At 72.5% G+C, this 19660-nt stretch carries 16 protein-coding genes; 7 read left to right on the top strand and 9 right to left on the bottom strand.

Going from position 1 to position 19660, the window contains the following annotated elements; translation table 11 throughout:
- Positions 1-186 precede the first annotated feature (186 nt).
- Positions 187-2868: an ATP-binding protein gene (locus ACH5AO_RS06630; RefSeq protein WP_398922461.1), complete on the top strand. Its 2682-nt coding sequence runs from the start codon at positions 187-189 to the stop codon at positions 2866-2868.
- On the opposite strand, the gene pcaD is transcribed toward ACH5AO_RS06630, so the two are convergent.
- From pcaD to ACH5AO_RS06600, 6 genes are read right to left on the bottom strand one after another with little or no spacing between them, the layout of a single operon-like run.
- Positions 2865-4016, bottom strand: coding sequence for a 3-oxoadipate enol-lactonase (gene pcaD, locus ACH5AO_RS06625; RefSeq protein WP_398922459.1), 1152 nt, complete (start codon positions 4014-4016; stop codon positions 2865-2867). The genes ACH5AO_RS06630 and pcaD overlap by 4 nt on opposite strands.
- On the bottom strand, positions 4013-5344 hold the full coding sequence (gene pcaB / locus ACH5AO_RS06620) for a 3-carboxy-cis,cis-muconate cycloisomerase (protein ID WP_398922457.1): 1332 nt from the start codon (positions 5342-5344) through the stop codon (positions 4013-4015). Before pcaB ends, pcaD begins: the two co-directional genes overlap by 4 nt.
- Positions 5341-5946, bottom strand: coding sequence for a protocatechuate 3,4-dioxygenase subunit alpha (gene pcaG / locus ACH5AO_RS06615; protein WP_398922455.1), 606 nt, complete (start codon positions 5944-5946; stop codon positions 5341-5343). The genes pcaB and pcaG overlap by 4 nt, the downstream gene beginning before the upstream one ends.
- A gap of 6 nt (positions 5947-5952) precedes the next feature.
- Entirely contained in the window at positions 5953-6732 is a 780-nt protein-coding gene (pcaH, locus tag ACH5AO_RS06610) for a protocatechuate 3,4-dioxygenase subunit beta (RefSeq protein ID WP_398922453.1), read from the bottom strand.
- Positions 6729-7373: a CoA transferase subunit B gene (locus ACH5AO_RS06605; RefSeq protein ID WP_398922452.1), complete on the bottom strand. Its 645-nt coding sequence runs from the start codon at positions 7371-7373 to the stop codon at positions 6729-6731. The genes pcaH and ACH5AO_RS06605 overlap by 4 nt, the downstream gene beginning before the upstream one ends.
- Positions 7373-8128: a CoA transferase subunit A gene (locus ACH5AO_RS06600; protein ID WP_398922450.1), complete on the bottom strand. Its 756-nt coding sequence runs from the start codon at positions 8126-8128 to the stop codon at positions 7373-7375. Before ACH5AO_RS06600 ends, ACH5AO_RS06605 begins: the two co-directional genes overlap by 1 nt.
- A 207-nt stretch (positions 8129-8335) precedes the next feature.
- Between ACH5AO_RS06600 and ACH5AO_RS06595 the strand changes: the two genes are divergently transcribed.
- The gene (locus tag ACH5AO_RS06595; RefSeq protein WP_398922448.1) at positions 8336-8800 is read left to right on the top strand and encodes a MarR family winged helix-turn-helix transcriptional regulator; all 465 of its coding nucleotides are present in this window, start codon (positions 8336-8338) and stop codon (positions 8798-8800) included.
- 3 nt (positions 8801-8803) lie between these two features.
- Here the strand turns inward: ACH5AO_RS06595 and ACH5AO_RS06590 are convergent, their stop codons facing one another.
- Complete coding sequence (locus ACH5AO_RS06590) at positions 8804-9757, bottom strand: DUF3048 domain-containing protein (RefSeq protein ID WP_398922446.1); 954 nt, start codon at positions 9755-9757, stop codon at positions 8804-8806.
- A 197-nt stretch (positions 9758-9954) separates the two neighbouring features.
- Here ACH5AO_RS06590 and ACH5AO_RS06585 point away from each other — a divergent pair, with 197 nt between their 5' ends.
- Positions 9955-11145, top strand: coding sequence for a zinc-dependent alcohol dehydrogenase (locus ACH5AO_RS06585; RefSeq protein WP_398922444.1), 1191 nt, complete (start codon positions 9955-9957; stop codon positions 11143-11145).
- A 104-nt stretch (positions 11146-11249) separates the two neighbouring features.
- Here ACH5AO_RS06585 and ACH5AO_RS06580 read toward each other — a convergent pair whose 3' ends face one another.
- Both ACH5AO_RS06580 and ACH5AO_RS06575 read right to left on the bottom strand, forming a co-directional pair.
- Positions 11250-13442 (bottom strand): OmpL47-type beta-barrel domain-containing protein, encoded by a 2193-nt coding sequence (locus tag ACH5AO_RS06580; protein ID WP_398922873.1) that lies wholly within the window; start codon positions 13440-13442, stop codon positions 11250-11252.
- 23 nt (positions 13443-13465) lie between these two features.
- On the bottom strand, positions 13466-15895 hold the full coding sequence (locus tag ACH5AO_RS06575; RefSeq protein ID WP_398922442.1) for a ThuA domain-containing protein: 2430 nt from the start codon (positions 15893-15895) through the stop codon (positions 13466-13468).
- 282 nt (positions 15896-16177) lie between these two features.
- On the opposite strand from ACH5AO_RS06575, the gene ACH5AO_RS06570 reads away from it, so the two are divergent.
- The 4 genes from ACH5AO_RS06570 (at position 16178) to ACH5AO_RS06555 (ending at position 19646) form a co-directional block, all read left to right on the top strand.
- The gene (locus ACH5AO_RS06570; RefSeq protein ID WP_398922439.1) at positions 16178-17170 is read left to right on the top strand and encodes a multicopper oxidase domain-containing protein; all 993 of its coding nucleotides are present in this window, start codon (positions 16178-16180) and stop codon (positions 17168-17170) included.
- Between the two features lie 86 nt (positions 17171-17256).
- Positions 17257-18288 carry a LacI family DNA-binding transcriptional regulator gene (locus ACH5AO_RS06565; protein WP_398922437.1) on the top strand — a complete coding sequence of 344 codons (1032 nt, stop codon included), beginning with the start codon at positions 17257-17259 and terminating at the stop codon, positions 18286-18288.
- 188 nt (positions 18289-18476) lie between these two features.
- A complete protein-coding gene (locus ACH5AO_RS06560; protein ID WP_398922435.1) occupies positions 18477-19271 on the top strand; it encodes a VOC family protein in 795 nt (264 codons plus the stop codon).
- 129 nt (positions 19272-19400) lie between these two features.
- Positions 19401-19646 (top strand): WhiB family transcriptional regulator, encoded by a 246-nt coding sequence (locus ACH5AO_RS06555; protein WP_398922433.1) that lies wholly within the window; start codon positions 19401-19403, stop codon positions 19644-19646.
- Positions 19647-19660: the final 14 nt, after the last annotated feature.

Here is a 19660-nt window from a genome sequence, read left to right as displayed (position 1 = left end):
GCCATCTCCCCACCCCTTGACAGCAGTTGACCATCAGGACCCCTGGTGAGGGGTGGTACGCGTCGATCCCGTACGGCCGTGTCACCCGTCACGGCAACACGTGACGCGAGCGGGCACCGCTCGGACGGCAGGAGGACTAGGCTCGAGGTCTGTACGTCATTCGAGCGACTCAGGGGAGGTAGCGGGATGACGGAGGTACGGCCCCCGGCCGTCCCCTCGGCTGCGCTGTGGGAGCGCGACGAGGAAGTCGCCGCGATCACGGAGGCCGTCGACACCCTGTGCGCGGACCGTTCCTCGCCGGGCGGCCTGCTGGTGCTCCGGGGCGAGGCCGGCTTCGGCAAGACCGCGCTGCTGGCCGAGACCCGCCGCATCGCCGAACAGCGCGGCTGCACCGTGTGGTCGGCCCGCGGCGGCGAGACCCTGCGCTCCGTCCCCTTCAACGTCGTGCGCCAGCTCCTCCAGCCCGCACTGGTGTCGATGCTGCCGGAGGAGGCACGCGAGTACCTCGGCGACTGGTACGGCATCGCCGGACCCGCCCTCGGCATCGCCGACCCCGGCGAGGGGCACGCCGACCCGTGGGGCGTGTGCGAGGGACTGGTCACCGCCGTGCGCCGGCTGGCCCGCAGGGACTGGCCGCTGGTCCTGCTGATCGACGACGCGCACTGGGCCGACCAGGAGACCCTGCACTGGCTCGCCTCCTTCGCCGAACGCCTGGCGGACCTGTCCGTCCTCGTCGTGGTCGCCCGCCGGCCCGGCGAGATCTCCGGAGCGGGCGCCCGGTACCTGGACGCCGTCGCCGCCGACCGGCCCGTCACCACCCTCAGCGCCCTCACTCCGGAGGCCACGGCCGGACTCACCCGCGCCGCCCTGGGCGAGAACGCCGACGCCGCGTTCTGCCGCGAGGTCTGGGCCGTCACCGCCGGCAACCCCTACGAGACCGTCGAACTCCTCGCCAAGGTCCAGGACAGCGAACTCCAACCCGTCGAGGCCCACGCCGGCGAACTGCGCGACCTGAACCGCTCCGCCCGCGGCGGCGGACTCGTCGCCCGCCTGGAGGAACTCGGCATAGACGCCACCCGGTTCGCCTGGGCCGCCGCCATCCTCGGCAGCGGCATCACCGTCGGCCTGGTGGCCAGGCTCGCCACCCTGGACGCCGACGCCGCCGCCCGCTGCGCCGAACTCCTGCGCAGCGCCCGCATCCTCGCCGCCCCGGACCCGTCCACCACGGGCCGCACCGCACCCACCGACCTCGAGTTCGCCCACCCCCTGATCGCCACCGCCGTCTACGACTCCATCCCCGACGCGCTGCGCCGCGCCATGCACGGCATAGCCGCCCGGATCGTCACCGACTCCGGACACGGCGCCGCCGCGGCGGCCCGCCACCTCCTCGAAGTGCACCCGGACGACGACGAGGAACTCGTCCGGCAACTGCGCGAGGCCGCCCGCGAGCACCTCGCCGTCGGCGCCCCGGACGCCGCCCGCCGCTGCCTGGAACGCGCCCTGGAGGAACCGCCCCGCCCCGAGGTCCACGCGCAGGTCCTCTACGAACTGGGCTGCGCCACCTTCCTCACCGCGCCCGCCCGCACCATCGGCCATCTGCGGGCCGCCCTCGGCATGCCCGGCCTCGACGGCGACCGACGGGTGGACGCGGTGGTCCGCCTCTCCCAGGCGTTGCTGCACAACGACCAGATGGAGGAGGCCGTCCGCACCGTCGAGGCGGAGGCCGCCCGGCTCGAACCCGGCCCCGCGCAGATGCGGCTGCGCACCGTGCAGTTCATGTGGGAGTGCGTCCACGCCGGCGAGGCCGCCTCCCCCGGCCGCTCCGAACGGCTGGCCGAACTCGCCGCCACCTGCACCGGCCGGGACAACTCCGAACGCGCGCTGCTCATCGTGCGCGGCTTCGACGCCATGATGCGCGGCGAGAACGCCGAGGAGATCGTCGAGATCTGCGACCGCGCCCTCGTCAACGGCCGCCTCGCCCCCGGCCTCGGCTGGACCGACTCCGAGTGGGGCGTCGAACTGCTGCTGATGCTGGCCGACGCCTACGCCTACACCGACCGCCTCGACCGCGCCGAGAGCCTCTACAACGAGGCCCTGCACGCCTACGACACGGCAGGCTGGAGCGGCGGCCACCTCGCCCTGGCCCACGCCTACGTGGGTCTCGCGCACCGCAGGCGGGGCCGGCTGGAGGCGGCGGAGGCGGAACTGCGCGAATCCCTGCGCCTGGCCGAACGCGTCGGCCGCGGACTGCCCCTGTACTGGACGGCCACCTGCAACCTCGTCGACACCCTGCTCGCCCGCGGTCACGTCGACGAGGCCTGGGCGGTGGCCGAACAGCACGACTTCGCACCGCCCTACCCGTCCACCATCGTGCTGCCCGACCCGCGCTCCGTGCGGGGCCGGCTGCTGCTCGCCGTCGGCCGCGTCCAGGAGGGCGTCAACGAACTGGAGGAGGCCCAGAAGGCGGCGGCCGCACGCGGCCACCACAATCCGGTGCACGTCTTCTGGGCCGCCGACCTCGCCCGCGCCCTCGCCGGCGAGGACCCCGCCAGGGCCGCCCGGCTCGCCCTCGACGTACGCCGACAGGCCGAACGCTTCGGCACGGACACCGCCATAGGAGAGGCCCTGCGCGTCGCCGCCGCCCTGGAGACCGGCCAGCGCGCGGTCCGCCTCGCCGCCCAGGCGGTCACCTTCCTGGAGTCCTCCCCCTGCCAGTACGAACACGCCGTGGCCCGCGTCGAGTACGGCATCCTCGCCCGTTCCGCGCCCGACCTCGAACGCGGCCTCGCCCTGGCCCGCTCCTGCGGCGCGGACGGCCTGGTGAAGCGGGCCCGGGAGGAGCTCGGGGCGGGCGTGGGACCGCGCTAGCCGTTCCGTCCCGGACGGGACACTCCCGGCGGCTCGTCCTCCTCCGCCAGCACCCGCTGGGCCGTCGCGAACGCCGAGTTCGCCGCCGGGACCCCGCAGTACACGGCCGTCTGGAGCAGCACCGCCCCGATCTCCTCGGGGGTCAGCCCGTTGCGGCGCGCCGCCCGGACGTGCAGGGCGAGCTCGTCGTAGTGGCCGTGCGCGACCAGCGCCGTGAGCGTGATCATGCTGCGTTCACGGCGGGTGAGGGTCGGGTCGGTCCAGACTTCGCCCCAGGCGTAGCGCGAGATGAAGTCCTGGAAGCGTGCCGTGAACGGCGTCTGCCGGGCCTGCGCCCGGTCCACGTGCGCGTCGCCCAGCACCTCCCGGCGCACCTCCATGCCGCGCCGGGCCGTCCCGTCGAAGTGCGCCCGCAACGCGGCCAGCACCGCCTCCGGGCGCTGGGCCGGCGCCAGGTGCGAGGCACCCGGGATCTCCACGAGCGCGGCGTCCGGCACCGCGTCCGCGATCTCCCGCAGATGCTCGGGCGGCGTCGCCGGGTCCTCCCGGCCGGCCACCAGCAGCGTCGGCACGGGCACCTCCGCCAGCCGGTCCCGCAGATCGAACGCGGCCAGCGCGTCACAGCAGGCGGCGTACGCCTCCGGGTCGGCCTCCCGGTGGTCCCGGACCAGTCTCGGCACGGTGAACCCGGACGTGAACCAGCGGGCGTCCGCGCCCTGAGCGAGTTCGGCGAGCCCTTCGCTCCGCACCCGCGCAGCCCGCTCCTCCCACGGCCTCGCGCCGTTGAAGTGTGCCGAGGAACAGATCACGGCCAGCGACGACAACCGGTCCGGACGGTGCACGGCCAGGTGCAGCCCCACCGCACCGCCCAGCGAGACGCCCGCGTACGCGAACCGCTCGATGCCGAGCGCGTCGGCGAGCGCGAGCACCAGAGCGGCGAGGTCGCCGACGGTCGCACCGGCACCGATCAGTCCCGCAGCCGAACCGCCGTGCCCCGGCAGGTCCCAGCGGACCACGCGGTGCGCGGCCGACAGCTCGGGCGCCACCTCGTCCCACAGGGCGTACGACGTGCCCAGCGAGGGGCCGAGCAGCAGCGGGGGAGCGGAAGGGGAGCCCTCTTCGCGGTAATTGAGCAGTTTGTTCGTCAACGTCGCTCCAGAGCACGGTCGGTGAGGGATCCGGCGGAGCCGGTGTAACGGGCGGGGTCGGTCGCCCCGGTGAGGTCGACCTCCCGCAACTCGGATTCCGCGGCGAGCAGTTCGCCGAGATCGCGGCCCTCCCGGTACGCCCGCCGGGCCAGTTCCGTCAGCAGCTCCTTCGCGCGGGCGCGGCCGAGGAGCGGCGCCAGCTCGGCGGAGAGCCGCTCGGAGACGATCAGCCCGTGGGTGAGCCGGAGGTGCTCGGCCATGACCTCCGGACGCACCCGCAGCCCCTCGGTCAGTTCGGCGGCGTCCCGGGCGGCACCGCCCACCAGGCGGAGCAGGTCCCTCAGCGGTTCCCACTCGGCGTGCCAGGCCCCGGCCGGCCGCTCGTCCTCGGCCACCAGCGAGCCGTACAGCGTCGCCGCGAGCTGCGGCGCCCGCCGTGCCGCCGCCGCGATCAGCGTCGAGCGGACCGGATTGGCCTTGTGCGGCATGGCCGAGGAGCCGCCGCCGCTGCCCTCGGCGACCTCGGCGATCTCCGTGCGGGAGAGGGTGAGGACGTCCGCCGCGAGCTTGCCCAGCGCGCCGGCGGTGAAGGCGAGACAGCCGGCGAGATCGGCGACCGGCGTGCGGAGCGTGTGCCAGGGCAACAGGGGTTCGGCGAGACCGAGTTCACGGGCGTACGCGCCCGGCAGCGCGGTGGCGTCCTCGGCCCCGTACGCGGAGAACGCCGCCAGTGTTCCGGCCGCGCCGCCGAGCTGGGCGGGCAGCGAGCCGCGTACCGCCGTCACCCGGTCCCGCGCGTCCAGCACCAGCGACCGCCACCCGGCCGCCTTCAGCCCGAACGTCGTCGGTACGGCGTGCTGGGTCAGCGTCCGGCCCGGCATCGGCGTGTCACGGTGCGCGGCGGCCAGTCGGGCCAGCGCCCGCCGGCAGCGGTCGAGGTCGGCGAGGACCGGGCCCAGGGCGCGGTGGGCGACCAGCATCATGGCGGTGTCCATGATGTCCTGGCTGGTCGCACCCCGGTGCACGTACGGGCCGTACTCCTCGCCGACCGCCCGGGTCAGCTCCGCGACCAGCGGGATCACCGGATTCCCGCCATCCCGCGCCCGTACGGCGAGGGACGCGACGTCGAACCGGCCGGGCTCGGCTGCCTCCGTCACCGCCGTCGCCGCCCGTGCCGGGGCGAGCCCCAGTGCGGCCTGGGCGCGGGTCAGCGCGGTCTCCGCGTCGAGCAGCGCCCGCAGGAACGCCGCGTCCGCCGTCTCGGCGGCGGCCGGGGAACCGGCCCACCCGGGGGCGAGCAGACCGGTGTCGGTGTCGGCTGATGTCACTGGAACTCCAGGAAGACCGTCTCGCCCTCGCCCTGAAGGCGGATGTCGAAACGGTACGCGCCGACGCCCTCCTCGCCCGCGACCAGCGTGTCGCGGCGTCCGGCGTCGAGCCGGGACAGCAGCGGGTCCGCCGCCAGTGCCGCCTCGTCGCCGGGCAGGTAGATCCGGGTGAACAGGTGCACCAGCAGACCCCGCGCGAACACGCACACACTGAGGTACGGCGCGTTCCCCCCGCGTGCTCCGGGGCGCAGCGTACGGGCGTACCAGTGACCGTTCGCGTCGGTCTGTATCCGGCCCCAGCCGGTGAACTCCACGCCGTTGCGGCCGAGGAAGCCGCCCGTCGCCGGGTCGCGCCGCATCGAGCCGTCGACCCGGGGCACGTCGCCGTCCGGGTCCGGGCCCCACAGCTCCAGGAAGGCGTCCGGCAGTGGGGCGCCGTCACCGTCGTACACGTACCCCTGGAGGGTGATGGTGTCCGGGTGGCCGACGGGCGCGATGTCGCCGCCGCCGGGGAAGGGCAGGGCGTGGCCGTAGAAGGGGCCGACCGTGTGGGAGGGGGTGGGCGGCACGGTGTCCGGACGCGTGGTGTCGATCTTCGTCATGGCGGGTCAGCGTCCCTCTTCCATCCAGGTGGCCTGCGGTCCGTCGAGCACGATGTCCCAGTGGTAGCCCATCGAGAACTCCGGCACCGACAGGTCGTGGTCGTACGTCGCGATCAGCCGCTGCCGTGCGGCGTCGTCCGTCACCGACTGGATGATCGGGTCGTACGGGAGGAGCGGATCGCCGGGGAAGTACATCTGTGTCACCAGCCGCTGGGTGAACGACGTGCCGAAGACCGAGAAGTGGATGTGGGCGGGCCGCCAGGCGTTGAGGTGCTGGCGCCAGGGGTACGGGCCCGGCTGGACGGTGGTGAAGTGGTAGCGGCCCTCGTCGTCGCTGAGGGTGCGGCCCACACCGGTGAAGTTCGGGTCCAGCGGGGCGTCGTGCTGCTCGCGCCGGTGGGCGTAGCGGCCCGCCGAGTTGGCCTGCCAGATCTCGACGAGCTGGCCGCGGACCGGGCGCCCGGCGCGGTCCAGCAGCCGGCCGGAGACGGTGATGCGCTCGCCGATCGGCTCGCCGGTGTGCTGCCGGGTCAGGTCGTTGTCGGTCTCCGTGATGTCCCGCTCCCCGAACGCGGGGGAGGACAGCTCCACCAGCTCCGGGTCCTTGGTGACGTCGATGGCGACCGGGGGTTGCTTCGGGTGGCGCAGCACCGAGGAGCGGTACGGCGCGTAGTCGCGGCGCGGCTGGTGCTCGACGGGCGCGCCGTCGGCGACCCGCTTCCGGTACGCGGCGCGCTCGGCCGCGATCTCCCGGTCGATGTCGGCTTGAGTGAGTACGTCGGTCACGACAGGCCCTCCCCGAGGGTGAGTCCGGCTCCGGTCTTGGCGGTGATCTCCCCGGCGGTGACACCGGGAGCGGTCTCGACGAGGACGAGTCCGTCGTCGGTGACGTCGAGGACGCCGAGGTCGGTGATGATCCGGTCCACGCACGCCCTGCCGGTCAGCGGCAGCGTGCACTCCGTCACGATCTTCGGCGAGCCGTCCTTCGCGGTGTGGGTCATCACCACGATCACCGTGCGGGCGCCGTGGACCAGGTCCATCGCGCCGCCGATGCCGGTGACGAGCTTGCCGGGCACGGCCCAGTTCGCCAGGTCGCCCCGCGCGGAGACCTGCATCGCGCCCAGCACCGCGACGTCGATGTGCCCGCCCCGGATCATCCCGAAGGAGAGCGCCGAGTCGAAGAAGGAGGCGCCCGGAAGGACGGTGACGGTCTCCTTGCCCGCGTTGATCAGGTCCGGGTCGACGGCGTCCTCGGCGGGGTACGGGCCGGTGCCCAGGATGCCGTTCTCGCTCTCCAGCACCACCTCGACACCGGCTGGGAGGTGGTTGGGGATCAGCGTGGGCAGGCCGATGCCGAGGTTGACGTACTGGCCGTCGCGCAGCTCCCGGGCCGCCCGCGCGGCCATCCCTTCCCGTGTCCAGGCCATCAGCCGCTCACCGTCCGCCGCTCGATCCTCTTGTCCGCCGCCTGCTCGGGCGTGAGGGCGACCACCCGCTGCACGAAGACGCCCGGCAGGTGCACGGCGTCCGGCTCGATCTCCCCGGGCTCGACCAGTTCCTCCACCTCGGCGACGGTGACCCTGCCCGCCGTCGCCGCGAGGGGGTTGAAGTTGCGGGCGGACTTGTTGAACACCAGGTTCCCGTGCCGGTCGCCCTTCGCCGCCCGCACCAGCGCGTAGTCGGTGCGGATGCCGCGCTCCAGCACGTACCGAGTGCCGTCGAACTCCCGGACCTCCTTGGGCGGCGAGGCGAGGGCCACCCCGCCGGAGCCGTCGTAGCGCCAGGGCAGTCCGCCCTCGGCGACCTGCGTGCCCACACCCGCCGGGGTGTAGAACGCGGGGATGCCGGCGCCCCCGGCGCGCAGCCTTTCGGCGAGCGTGCCCTGCGGGATCAGCTCCACCTCCAGCTCGCCGGCCAGGTACTGCCGCGCGAACTCCTTGTTCGCGCCGATGTAGGAGCCGGTCACCCGGGCGATCCGGCCCGCCGCCAGCAGCACCGCGAGCCCGGACTCCATCGCCCCGCAGTTGTTCGAGACGACCGACAGACCGCCGGTCCCCCGCTCGTACAGCGCCTGGATCAGTACGTTCGGCACGCCGCTGAGGCCGAAGCCGCCCACCGCCAGTGACGCGCCGTCCGGCACGTCAGCCACCGCCTCCGCAGCCGAGGCGACCACCTTGTCCATCCGAGGAATCCCGTCCCTTCGAGGCGGCCCGACCGAGTTAGTCAGGGCACTGAGCATTTCCGCGAGGTCGGCCTCACGCTGCCATCGAGGGGGTCGGAGCGTCAATAGCCTGTCCGTCTCCGCATCGAACGGCGCGCGAGGTCGCGGCGAAGGCGCACTCGTGCGGGTATTGTTCAGTGCACCAACGAAAACGACCGGGGAGCGCACATGGCCGCGGTGGACCTCACCACCCATCCCGGGCACCTCGCCCGGCGGCTCCAGCAGGCGCACCACCTGCTGTGGAACACGATGGTCTCCGAGGAGATCACCTCACCGCAGTTCGCGGTCCTCAACGCGCTCGTCGCCGAGCCGGGCCTGGACCAGCGCACCGTGGGGGAGCGGGTCGGCCTCGACCGGTCCACCATCGCCGAGGTGATCGGCCGGCTCATCCGGCGCGGACTGCTGGACAAGGTCCGCGACCCGCAGGACGGCCGCCGCTTCCTGCTGCGCCTCACCGACGACGGCGTGCGCGCCCACCGCAGACTGACGGTGCGCACCGCGCGGATGAACCAGGTCTTCCTGGCCCCGCTCGACGCCGACGAGCAGGCGCTCTTCATCGGCCTGATCCGGCGGGTGGCGGACGCGGCCGAAGGACTGCGCGATCCGGCCCCCTCCCTGACCGCACCGCGCTGAGACTCACGGCGTCCGCGCGTACACCACCCAGACCTGGCCGCGCGCGAAGGTCATCCGCTCGCCCGCCCCGGTGGTGAACGAGGTGCCGTCCTCGGCGGCCGGACGGCTCCAGTCCACCTCGTACGCGCGTCCGTCGCGCAGCACGGTGGCCTCCCCGGAGCCCACCGTCTCGGTGTACGGGGTGGTGTTGCCGAGGAAGTCCCGGAACCCTGAGGGACGCACGGTCACGTACTGCACGACCACCGTCGCGGGCGCCAGCCGCTCGCCCTCCGCGGTGAGCGCCGGGGCGCCGTCCATCGAGACCAGCCAGCGGTCGCGGGCACCGGACCAGGTGAAGGTGAAACGGGTGGCCGGGTAGCGCACCGTGAGTTCGCTCCGGGGCTCGCCGTCCGCCGGGGACCGGCCGAAGCGGAAACCGGTGGTCAGGGCGGCCTCGCCGGGCCGCTCGTCCATGAGCCGCTCCGGTCGCAGGTACAGGTTGTGGGGAGCGGGCCGGCCGGGGGCCCGGGTGTAGGCCCCGGGCTCCGACCCGGGAGTCACCGACTCGAGCGGTGCCCGCTCGATCCGCGGCAGCAGCTTGCTCTGCGCCCCGGAGTGGGCCAGCACCGGCCGGTCGAACTGGCGAAGCAGCTCCAGATCCGACTCCCGGGCGCTGCGCACCGGACCGACGGACTCCGGCAGCTCGGTGGCGTACACGGCGATCAGCCTGCTGGTCCCGCCCTCGACCTGTTCGGTGTACACCACGTCGGCGGCGTCCACGCCGGTCTGGGGCCGGGCCGCGGGGGCGTTGTCGATCTTCACGGCGAGTACCGGCGGGCCGCCCCGCCCGTCGTCGCGCGGCCCGTCCGACGCCGTGCAGCCCGCCACCGGCCCGGCCGCGAGCGCCGCGGCCACCAGCAGCCCCACCCCCGTGCCGCGCCGTCGGCGCGCCCCTCGCTCCCTGCCCACCGTTGCCACCGCATTCGCCCCATATCGTCCGTTGTCCCGATTATGCGCTTTCCGGTCGTCGTGACCCATGGCCGATCGGAGGCGCTCCCGCGCGGCGGCTTCCGCCGATCGGCCCGACGGCCGGCGGTTCGGCACGCGGCCGCTCGGGTACCCGGACGCCCACCGCACGAGCGACACACCGGCCAGCACGGAGGGAGCGGGCGGAAATGAGGGCACTGACCTGGCAGGGAAAGCGGGACGTGAGGGTGGAGAACGTACCCGATCCCCGGATCGAGGAGCCGACGGACGCGGTCATCCGCATCACCTCCACCGGACTGTGCGGATCCGATCTGCACCTGTACGAGGTCCTCACCCCGTTCATGACCCCGGGCGACATCCTCGGCCACGAGCCGATGGGCGTCGTCGAGGAGGTCGGCGCGGCGGTGCCCGACCTCCAGGTCGGCGACCGGGTCGTGGTGCCGTTCCAGATCGCCTGCGGCAACTGCTGGATGTGCCTCACCGGACTGCCCACCCAGTGCGAGACCACCCAGGTCAGTGCCGAGGGCATGGGCGCGGCCCTGTTCGGCTACACCCGGCTGTACGGCGCGGTGCCGGGCGCCCAGGCCGAGTACCTGAGGGTCCCGCAGGCCCAGTACGGCCCGATCAAGGTGCCCGAGGGACCGTCCGACGACCGGTTCGTCTACCTCTCCGACGTCCTGCCCACCGCCTGGCAGGCGGTCGCCTACGCCGGTGTCCCGCAGGGCGGCAGCGTCGCCGTGCTCGGACTCGGCCCCATCGGCGACATGGCCTGCCGGATCGCCCAGGTCAAGGGCGCCGGGCGGGTGTTCGGCGTGGACCTGGTCCCCGAGCGGCTGAGCCGGGCGCGCGAGCGGGGGGTGGAGACCTTCGACCTGCGCTCCTTCGACGACGAGAAGGAGCTCGTCGCCGCGATCCGCGACCAGACCGACGGCCGCGGCCCCGACGCCGTGATCGACGCCGTCGGCACCGAGGCGCACGGCAGCGCGGCGGCCCGCATGGTGCAGAACGCCTCGGCGCTGCTGCCCCGCAAACTCAGCGGCCCGATGGCGGAACGCTTCAGCGTCGACCGGCTCGCCGCCCTGTACACCGCGATCGAACTGGTGCGGCGCGGCGGCACCATCTCGATCAGCGGCGTCTACGGCGGCATGGCCGACCCGATGCCCATGCTCACCCTGTTCGACAAGCAGATCCAGATGCGCATGGGCCAGGCGAACGTACGCCGCTGGAGCGACGAGATCATCCCCTACCTCACCGACGAGGACCCGCTCGGCGTCGACGACTTCGCCACCCACCGCGTGTCGCTCGACGAGGCACCGCAGGCCTACGACATGTTCCAGAAGAAGCGGGACGGCGCGGTCAAGGTGCTGATCAAGCCCTGACCCGGGAGCCGGAGGGCCCGGCCGGGTGCGGCCGGGCCAGGTCGGGCAAGGTCGGGCAGGGTCGGGAGACCGGAACGAACTCCCGGTCTCCCGACCCGCCGTGACTACAGCTCCCTGATCCGGACGTCCCGGTAGGAGATGACGTCCGTCGTGCCGTGCACCTGCAGCCCGATGTAGCCGGAGGCGAACCGCCGCCCGTCCGTGCCCGGGTCGTCCGAGCGCGGCGGGGTGAACTCCTGGCCGCCGGTGTTGTCGAACTCGTTGATCAGCACACCGTTGCGGTAGACCGAGTAGTGCTGGTCCACCACGCGGATCTCGTAGTCGTTCCAGGTGCCCTTCTGCGTCACGCCCGCGCCGGCCAGGCCGACCCGGTCGAAGCCGTAGACCGAGCCCGTCTTGTACATGTCGCCGGTGGGCGAGTCGAACACCTGGATCTCGTGGCCGTACTTGATCGCCGCCCACTCCGGCCGGGGCTCCTCCGGGTGGTCGTGGATCTGCGGGAACCGCACGAACACACCGCCGTTGGCGTTGACGGTGCCCGGGGCGTCGTCACGCCACTGGAGCTTCAGCGAAAAGTCGCCGTATTTGCGCTCGGGGAACCACAGCATGCCCAGTCCGCCACGGCTGGTGCCGGAGGTGATCGACCCGTCCGGGTTCAGCGCGAACGAACCACCGCCCACCTGCTCCCACTTGGCGAACGACTCCTCGCTGCCGTCCAGGATCTTCCGGTAGCCCTCGTTCTGGCCGGGCTCACCGATGCCGGACTGCCGGGCCGCCTTGTTGATCGCCCGGTACTCCCGCTTGTCGACGACCCCTTCCTTCCGCAGCTTGTCCAGCACGCTCTTCACGTGCTTCAGGAACAGCGCCTGCGAGGTCCACTCCTTCTCGTCCTCGATCAGCTCGCCGATCCGGCACCGGTTGTTGGTGACCCGGTTCGGCACGCCCGAGTCGACCGTGCCGACGATCACCGTCAACCGTTCGTCGTACTCGGGGCAGTTGGGCGCGGGCACCCCGCCGTCCGCCACGACCGTGAAGCTCACCGTGAGCGGCTCGGAGGTGTTGCCGGCGTTGTCGCTCGCCCGGTACGCGACCGTGTGCCGGCCCGCCCGGTCCACGACCACCGGCTCGGTGTACGCCAGGTAGGGCCCGCCGTCGAGCGAGTACTCGATGCCGGCCACGCCGGAACCCCCGTGCCCGTCGTCGGCGCTGACGGTCACGGTGGCGTCACCCACGTAGGCGCCGTCGGAGTTCCTGGTGCCCGCCACGGTCACGCCGGTCGCCGGCGGGGTGGTGTCCTGCGGGGGAGCGGCGACGACCGTGAACTCCACGCTCTTGACCGCCGCGGTGTTGCCCGCCCTGTCGGTGGCGCGGTAGCGCACCGTGTGCGTGCCCACCTCGTGCACCATCACCGGACCGGTGTACGCCCGCCAGGCACCGTCGGGGCCGACCGCGTACTCGATGGTGTTGACGCCGGTGCCGGTGTCCGACGCGGTGACGGTGACCGTCGCCATGTCGATGTAGGCACCGTCGGCGTTCTTCTCGCCGGCCACCGTCGCCGAGGTCTCCGGCGGGGTGGTGTCGTCCGACTGGGGGGCGACGACGGTGAACCCGACGCTCTGCTCGGCCGACACGTTGCCGGCCTTGTCCAGGGCGCGGTAGCGCACCGTGTGCGTGCCGACCTGGTCGACGACGACCGGGGCGGTGTACGGCTGCCAGGCGCCGTCGGCGCCGATCGCGTACTCGATCCGCTCCACGCCCGAGCCCTCGTCGGTGGCCGCGAGCGCGACGCTCGCCGAACCGACGTACTCGCCGTCGGCGTTCTGCGAGCCGGTCACCTTCGCCGTGGCCTCGGGCGCCGTGGTGTCCTCACCGCCGCCGCCCTCGGTCACCGTCAGGATGCCCTGCATCTCCCCGTGGCCGGGAATGGTGCAGTGGTAGAAGTAGCGGCCCGGGGTGAGCGTGACCTCCGCGGTGTACTTGCCGCCCTGGGCGTCGTTCGGATTGGCCATGATGTTCAGCTGGACGTCGCTGTTGAACTCCGGGTCGGAGGTCACGAACGTCAGCGTGTGCGGCATCCCGGTGGTGTTGCCGGTCGCCGCGCTGTTCTCGAACACGATGGTCGCCGGACCGGCCACCGCGGTCGTCGGCGCGGACGTGTACGCGGTGATGCCGTCACCGGCGGTCCAGGTGAGCACCTGCTCCGCCGCCTCGACGTCGGTGGACCCGGTCTCGCCGGCCGAGGAGGCCGTCTGCAGGCCGAGCACCATGAGCAGGGCGGCCAGCAGGCCGGCCCACATTCTTCGTTGCCGTGTCACTGGTTTCACTCGGTTCCCCTCGCCAGCTGACCGGCGGCCGGGGTCGGCCCGCCGCCCGTGTAGGTGACCCGCCACAGCGCGGACTTGGCGTCGGAGGTGAAGAAGCCGCGCCCGTAGTCGAGGACGTACAGCGAGCCGTCCGGACCGAACTTCCAGTCCATCAGGTTCTTGATGCCGTCGTTGCCGACCGGCACGATCTTCTTCAGGGACTCCGAGTGCACCGGAAGACCGCCGTCACCTTGCGTCTTCGGGTCCATCAGCACCGCGTTGCGCGGCTGGTCGGCGTCGTAGAAGTCACCGACGAACCACTTGCCGTCCCAGTACGCTGGCCACTTGACCTCACTGGCGCTGTCGGCGTCGTAGCGGTAGACCGGGCCGTTCATCGCGGCCTGGCCGCCACCCTTGAGCCAGGGCAGCCGGTAGGTGACCTCGTCCTGCTCGTACGACGGGACACCGTTCTCGTCACGCGGGTAGTCAGGGCCGCCGCCCTGCGGCGAGTACCAGATGTTGTTGCCGGTCACCGGCGGCAGGTTGACCAGACCGTCGTTGTTCGGCGACTCGTTCTTCGGGGCGTCGCAGTCGTACCAGCCCAGCGGCTTCGACGGATCGGGCAGGTTGCGGTCCCGGTAGGGCTGCTTGTTGCCCATGCAGTACGGCCAGCCCCGGTTGGACGCCTCGGTGATCACGGCGAACGTGTCGTACTTCGCCGGACCCCAGGTCGGCGACGGGGAACCGGCGTCCGGGCCGACCCAGCCCGCGTACAGGGTGTCGGTCTCCTTGTCGACGGAGATGCGCGCCGGGTTGCGCACACCCATCACGTAGATCTCGCCGCGCGTCTTGCCGCCGCCCTCGGCGGTCTCCTTCCCGGTGAACAGGTTGCCCTCGGGGAGGGTGTACGTGCCGTCCGGCTCGGGGTGGATGCGCAGGATCTTGCCGTTGAGGTTGTTGGTGTTGCCCGCGGTGCGGCGCGCGTCCGCGAAGGACACGCCCTTGAAGTTGGGCTGCGGGTTGTTGCCCGAGTAACCGTCGCTGAAGCCGCTGGAGTTGTTGTCACCGGTGGCGATGTACAGGTTGCCCTTGGAGTCCCAGGCCATCCCGCCGCCCGCGTGGCAGCAGCTGTGGATCTGCACCGGCCACTTCAGCAGCACCTTCTCGCTGGCCATGTCCAGCTTGTCGGTCGCCCGGTCGAGGGTGAAGCGGGAGACCCGCCGCTCGGCCATGTGCGTGTCCCGGTTGATCTCGGAGTGGGGCGTGTAGTGCAGGTACACCCACCCGTTCTCCTCGAACCGCGGGTCCAGTTCGATGCCGAGCAGGCCCTCCTCGACCTTGCGCAGCTCGTCGCCGCCGCCCTTGTTGCCGAAGACGGTGAGCGCCCCGGCGAGGGTGACCTTCTTGGTCTTCGGGTCGTAGACGTGGATCTCGCCCGTGCCCTTGCCGATGTCCGGGTCGTTCCAGTCGGTGACGACGGGCCGGGAGGAGTCGGCGCCTCCGCGCCCGATGTAGAAGACGCGGCCGTCGGGGGCGGTGACCAGGCCGTGCGGCTCACCGATCTGGTCGTTTTGGCCCGGCTGGTTGGGCTGGGTCAGCCGCTCCGCCTTGTAGTTGCCGGTGATCGTCGCCTTGCAGTCGGCCTGCACCAGGCGGGTGGTCCACAGCAGGGCGCCGCGCAGGTGGTCGCGGAAGTCGGTCTCGTCGTACGACGACACCGTGCCGCCCATCCCGGTGTAGAAGGACCGGCCGCCGTCGTAGTCGCGGCACCAGCTGACCGGGTGGTCCCAGCCGTTGGCGCTCGCGCCGGGCGCGTACGTCGACTCGCGGACCCTGGCGACCGTGTGCACGTCGCCGGACGGGTTCTCCACCCAGTTCAGCCACTTGTCGGGCCGCTTCCACTGCGTGGGCAGGCTCTTGGTCGCCGGATGCTTCCGGTCGCCGACCTCGACCGTCGCCCGCTGCACCTTGTCGGGGCTGGACGCCGCCGGGCGGGCGCCGATCAGACCGGTGAACCAGTCCGAGTACGGCTCCGCGCGGGCCGCGTCGTGCAGGCCGACGAAACCGCCGCCGGCCTCCATGTACGCCTCCAGGCCCGCCTCCTGGTCCGGGTCGAGGACGTCCCCGCCGCCGGTCAGGAACACGACGGTGTTGAACCGGCCCAGTTTCTTGGCGTCGGTGAAGACCGAGGCGTCGTCGGTGGCGGTGACCTTGAACCGCTGGTCCTCGGGGCCGGACAGCCCGATCCTCTCGATCGCCGCGATCCCGGCGTTCACGAGCGGCGACTCGTCACCGGCGGCCGCGGAGCCGTGGAACAGCAGCACGCGTACGTTCGCGCCGCCCGGGGGCGACTTGATGGACATCGTTGTCAGGGACGGATCCGGGGCCGGACGCGCGCTGGCGGCGGGACCCGACAGCAGCCCGGCGGCGACGACACCGGCGGTCACGGTGGCCGCCCAGACGCGTCGTCTCGTTCTCGTCCTTCGTGCGCTCGTGGCGCTCGACGTGCTCAACCCTCGTAAGCGCATGGGTTCTTGATGCGATGTGGACCGCACGTGGCCACCCACCCCTCCTCGGTCGCAGCAACAGCGTCAAGGAAGCTAGACCTCTTTGCGCCAGACGCCAATACCTATCGCAGAGATGGGCCGAACTTTGTCCTGAGTGTGGATAAACAGCGGGGCGGCCGCTACGGTTTCACAGGTTCATGACAGCCACGTGGGGAGTTCGGCATGGACAGACGCGGTTTCAACCGGCGGGTACTGCTGGGCGGCGCTGCCGTCGCGACATCGTTGTCCATCGCGCCCGAGGCCGTGAGCGCGGCCACGCCGGCGAAGACCGCGCCCGCCGGGGGCGAGGTGCGGCGCGTCAAGATGTACGCCGAGCGGCTGCCCGGCGGACAGATGGGCTACGGCTTCGAGAAGGGCAAGGCGTCCATTCCCGGCCCGCTGATCGAGCTCAACGAGGGCGACACCCTGCACGTCGAGTTCGAGAACACCATGGACGTGCCCGTGAGCCTGCACGTCCACGGCCTGGACTACGAGATCTCCAGCGACGGCACCCAGCAGAACAAGAGCGACGTCGAGCCCGGCGGCACCCGCACCTACACCTGGCGCACCCACAAACCCGGCCGGCGCTCCGACGGCACCTGGCGCGCCGGCAGCGCGGGCTACTGGCACTACCACGACCACGTCGTCGGCACCGTGCACGGCACCGGAGGCATCCGCAACGGCCTGTACGGGCCGGTGATCGTGCGCCGCAAGGGCGACGTCCTGCCCGACGCGACCCACACCATCGTCTTCAACGACATGTCGATCAACAACAAGCCGGCCCACACCGGCCCGAACTTCGAGGCCACGGTGGGCGACCGCGTCGAGATCGTCATGATCACGCACGGCGAGTACTACCACACCTTCCACATGCACGGTCACCGCTGGGCCGACAACCGCACCGGCATGCTCACCGGCCCCGACGACCCCAGCCAGGTCATCGACACCAAGATCTGCGGCCCGGCCGACTCCTTCGGCTTCCAGATCATCGCGGGCGAGGGCGTAGGAGCGGGCGCCTGGATGTACCACTGCCACGTCCAGAGCCACTCCGACATGGGCATGGTCGGCCTGTTCCTGGTGAAGAAACCGGACGGCACCATCCCGGGCTACGACCCGGACGCGCACGAGCACGCTCACGGGGCCGCCGCCGAGGAGGAGCCGACGCACGAGCACTGACGACGCCGGACGTGATCCGAGAGCGCTCTCGCCCGTGGCCGGGCCGGGGCTATCCTTTCCCGCAGCCGCAGGTGAGGAGCCCCGAAGTGACCGACACAGCGCCACGCCCCACGCTGGAGGCCGTGGCCGCGCGGGCCGGTGTCTCCCGGGCCACGGTCTCCCGCGTGGTCAACGGCTCCCACGGGGTGCGGGAGCGCCTGGCCGAACGGGTGAGGCGGGCGGTGGAGGAACTCGGGTACGTGCCGAACCAGGCCGCCCGCAGCCTGGTGACGAAGCGGCACGACGCCGTCGCCGTCATCGTCGCCGAACCGGAGACCCGGGTCTTCGCCGACCCCTTCTTCGCCCGGCAGCTGCGCGGCATCAGCAAGGAGCTGACGGCCCACGACAACCAGCTCGTCCTGCTGCTCACCGAGGACCGCGACGACCACGTCCGCGTCGGCCGCTATCTCGCCGGCGGGCACGTCGACGGCGCCCTGGTGTTCTCCCTGCACATCGACGACCCGCTGCCCCAGCTGATCCAGCGGGCCGGTCTGCCCACCGTGTACGGCGGCCGGCCCGACTGGAACGGCGGCCAGGGCGGCGTCTCCTACGTCGACAGCGACAACCGGGGCGGCGCCCGCGACGCCGTACGCCATCTGCTCGGCCTCGGCCGCGCTCGTATCGCCCACATCACCGGCGCTCTGGACCAGACCGCGGCGGTGGACCGCCTCGACGGCTTCCGGGACGTCACGGCCGGCGCCGATCCCCGGCTGGTCGCGGAGGGCGACTTCACCCCGGCCGGGGGCGAGCGGGCGATGCGTCGGCTCCTCGACCGCTGCCCGGACCTGGACGCGGTGTTCGCGGCCAACGACCTCATGGCGGCGGGCGCCCTGCGGGTGCTGCGCGAGCACGGGCGGCGGGTGCCGGACGACGTGGCGGTGGTCGGCTTCGACGACATGCTCCCGATCGCGGAACAGACGGACCCCCCTTTGACGACGGTCCGTCAGGACATAGAGGAGATGGGCCGCCTGATGACCCGGCGCCTCCTGCGCGAACTCGACGGCACCGGCACGCCGTCGGAGGGCGGCTCCGACGGCGTGATCCTTCCGACGACACTGATCCGCCGCGCCTCCGCCTGACCCGCCGGGATGTCGCCCCCGCCGCCCCTTCCCGTTCCCGTCCCCGGGGGCAGCGCCCCCAGGTTCGGGACGGGAAGGGGCGGCGGGGCGAGAAAACCCCACGCCCGTCCGGGTGCTCCGGCGGTGAGCGCCGGCAGGCGGTGGAAGACTCGGCAGAGCAGGCGACGGGACGTCTCACAGGAGGCAGCATGCTCACCACCCACTTCGTCGACGGCGCCCCGAACTGGATCGACGTCGGCACCCCCGACATGGAGGGCACCGCCGCCTTCTACGGCGGCCTCTTCGGCTGGGAGTTCCGCTCGGCAGGACCCGACGCCGGCGGCTACGGGTTCTTCGAGCGGGCCGGGCGGATCGTCGCGGGAGGCATGCGGACCACCCCCGAGCAGGGCGAGCCCGCCTGGACCGTCTACTTCCAGAGCCCCGACGCGGACGCCACCACCCGGGCCGCCCTGCACGCCCGCGGCAGCGCCCCCGTCTCACCGACGGGCGTGCTGGAACAGGGCCGCACGGCGATCCTCGCCGACCAGGCCGGCGTCCCCTTCGGCATCTGGGAACCGGCGCTGCGCAAGGGCGTCGAGGCGGCCGGCGAGGTCGGCACCCTGTGCTGGGTCGAGCTGCACGTCCCGGACATCGCCCGCGCCGCCGCGTTCTACCGCTCCGTCCTCGGCTGGGAGACCTCGGCGGTGACCTTCCCCGACGGCGTCTACACCTCCGTCAACCCCGCCGGGGCGGGCGAGGAGGGCATGTTCGGCGGACTGGTCCCGCCGGCCGACGACCTCGCCGGGGCGGAGCCCGGCCGGCCCCACTGGCTGCCCTACTTCGGGGTGGACGACACGGACGCCGCCGTCGCCAGGGCCGTCGAGCTGGGCGGCAGGGTACGGCTGCCCGCCACCTCCCTCGCCGGCGTCGGCCGGCTGGCCCGCCTGGAGGACCCGTACGGCGCACGGTTCGCCGTTCTCAGGGGCGATCCGCGCGAGACCTGACCCACCCGGCGCGCCGCCGTGCGCGCCGGGTGCCCCGGCGCCATCATCATGCGGTCACGGAAGACCCCTCGGCCCTCCGTTGATCCCGCGTTGATCGAACGTTTTTCGCCGCACGGCACGCTTCCGGTCATGCACACCGAAACGATCCCGTCGCCCGACCTCACCTGGCAGGAGCAGGCGCTGTGCGCGCAGACCGGGGGAGACTTCTTCTTCCCCGAGCCGGGCAGCTCGGTCCGCGACGCCAAGCGGATCTGCGGCCTCTGCCCGATCCGCGCGACGTGCCTCGAGTACGCGCTGGCCAACGACATGCGCTTCGGCGTCTGGGGAGGCATGTCCGAGAAGGAACGCCTGGCACTGCGCCGCACGAGCCGTTAGGCCCGAAGACCCGA

Source organism: Streptomyces sp. NPDC018964 (genome assembly GCF_044390325.1).
Classification (GTDB): Bacteria; Actinomycetota; Actinomycetes; order Streptomycetales; family Streptomycetaceae; genus Streptomyces.
The sequence above is the reverse complement of the archived record's forward strand: the minus strand, read 5'-3'. Positions and strand labels throughout refer to the sequence as shown.